Here is a 1,841-nt window from a genome sequence, read left to right as displayed (position 1 = left end):
GGCCCTGTGCCGCCGGGGGATGACGGCTGTGCGCCATCCACCGCGAGAGCGGGCGCACAAACGGACCCCTGGGCGACGGGCCGCGCATTGCCTGCCCTTTGAAGAACTATCCATTTTGGAGACGCCATGAAGTACGTAAGAGGAATCCGTTGGTACATGGTGACGCTGGTCACCCTGGCCCTGATCGTCAATTACCTGGCCCGCAACACGCTGTCGGTGGCCGCCCCGACCATGATGAAAGAGCTGGACATGAGTACCCAGCAGTACTCCTACATCGTGGTGGCGTGGCAGATCTGCTATGCGGTCATGCAGCCGGTGGCCGGCTACGTTCTCGACGCGGTGGGCACCAAGATCGGCTTCGGCATCTTCGCCCTGGCCTGGTCGCTGGTGTGCGCGGCGGCCGCCCTGGCGACCGGCTGGCAGAGCCTGGCCTTCTTCCGCGCGCTGCTGGGCATGACCGAAGCAGCCGGTATTCCCGGTGGCGTGAAGGCCTCCACCGAGTGGTTCCCGGCCAAGGAACGGTCGGTGGCCATCGGCTGGTTCAACATCGGTTCCTCGATTGGCGCGCTGTGCGCACCGCCCCTGGTGGTGTGGACCATCCTGCATGGCGGCTGGAAGATGTCCTTCGTAGTGGTGGGCGTGCTGGGCGTGTTGTGGTTCTTCCTGTGGATGCTGTTCTACAAGAGCCCGCGTGACCAGAAGCTGCTCTCGCCGGAAGAGCGCGACTACATCCTCGACGGCCAGGAAAAGACACCTGAAAAAGTCGTGCGTGAAAGCTGGACCAAGATCGTGCGCAGCCAGAACTTCTGGTCGATCGCCATTCCGCGCTTCCTGTCGGAACCGGCGTGGCAGACCTTCAATGCCTGGATCCCGCTGTACATGGCCACCGAGCGCCACATGAACATCAAGGAAATCGCCATGTTCGCCTGGCTGCCTTTCCTGGCGGCGGACATCGGTTGCGTGCTGGGCGGCTACCTGAGCCCGTTCTTCCACAAGCATTTGAATGTGTCGCTGTTCACTTCGCGCAAGCTGGTGATGCTGGTGGGCAGTCTGGCCATGATCGGGCCGGCTTGCGTGGGCTTCGTCGATAGTCCGTATGTGGCCATCGCCTTGCTCTCCATCGGCGGCTTTGCGCACCAGACGCTGTCGGGCGCGTTGTATTCGATCACTTCCGATGTGTTCACCAAGAATCAGGTGGCCACTGCCACCGGCCTGACCGGCATGAGCGGCTACCTGGGGGCGACGCTGTTCACGCTGCTCTTCGGCATCCTGGTCACGCAGATTGGTTATGGTCCTCTGTTCGTGTTGCTGGCCGCGTTCGACCTGGTGGCCGTGGCGGTGGTGTTTGCGATTGCCCGTCCGCGTCCGGAGGCGATTGCCTGATTGTCGTCATTCGCTAGAGTGCATGAGGGGGCGGCGTCTTGGGACGCCGCCCTTTTTTCATTGGGGATCACGGATCAGTGACGCCCGATATCGTTCATGCCGTCAGCGGCGGGCGCTGCATGGCCACCCACTCCTGCACCGTGGATCGCTGCCATTGTGCCTTGGCATAGGCGGCCAGACGCGGTGGTACGGGATCGCCATGCAGGGCGAGACGATTGATCATCAGTGCCAGGTCGGTATCGGCGATGCACCACTGGCCGAAGAGGTGGTCCGCTGCTTGCGGCAGCAGGGCTTCCGCGAAACGGAACAGCCGCTGTGCGGTGGCTTCGGCCTGGGCGGACAGGGGCGGCTTGCGCGCGGCGTAGAAGAGCACTTGCGTATTGCGCTCTTCGCGGATGGGCATCAGGTCGCTGCGCAGCCAGGCTTGCACCTGGCGTGCGCGTGCGCGCGCGGCTGGA

Annotated in this window: 2 protein-coding genes; one reads left to right on the top strand and one right to left on the bottom strand. The window is 63.5% G+C overall.

What is annotated here, in order from left to right:
* Positions 1-126 precede the first annotated feature (126 nt).
* A complete protein-coding gene (locus B3873_RS08000; RefSeq protein WP_034331750.1) occupies positions 127-1,383 on the top strand; it encodes an MFS transporter in 1,257 nt (418 codons plus the stop codon).
* Positions 1,384-1,477: 94 nt separating this feature from the next.
* Here B3873_RS08000 and yfcF read toward each other — a convergent pair.
* The coding region (gene yfcF / locus B3873_RS07995; protein ID WP_286865144.1) for a glutathione transferase at positions 1,478-1,841 on the bottom strand (364 nt) is incomplete at its 5' end.

Origin of the sequence: Herbaspirillum sp. UBA812, assembly GCF_002296545.1 — a bacterium.
Lineage (GTDB): Bacteria > Pseudomonadota > Gammaproteobacteria > Burkholderiales > Burkholderiaceae_D > Herbaspirillum > Herbaspirillum huttiense.
The sequence above is the reverse complement of the archived record's forward strand: the minus strand, read 5'-3'. Positions and strand labels throughout refer to the sequence as shown.

Coding starts and splice junctions, on each gene's coding strand:
- B3873_RS08000 (WP_034331750.1), top strand. CDS start 127: ATGAAGTACGTAAGAGGAATCCGTTGGTACATGGTGACGCTGGTCACC.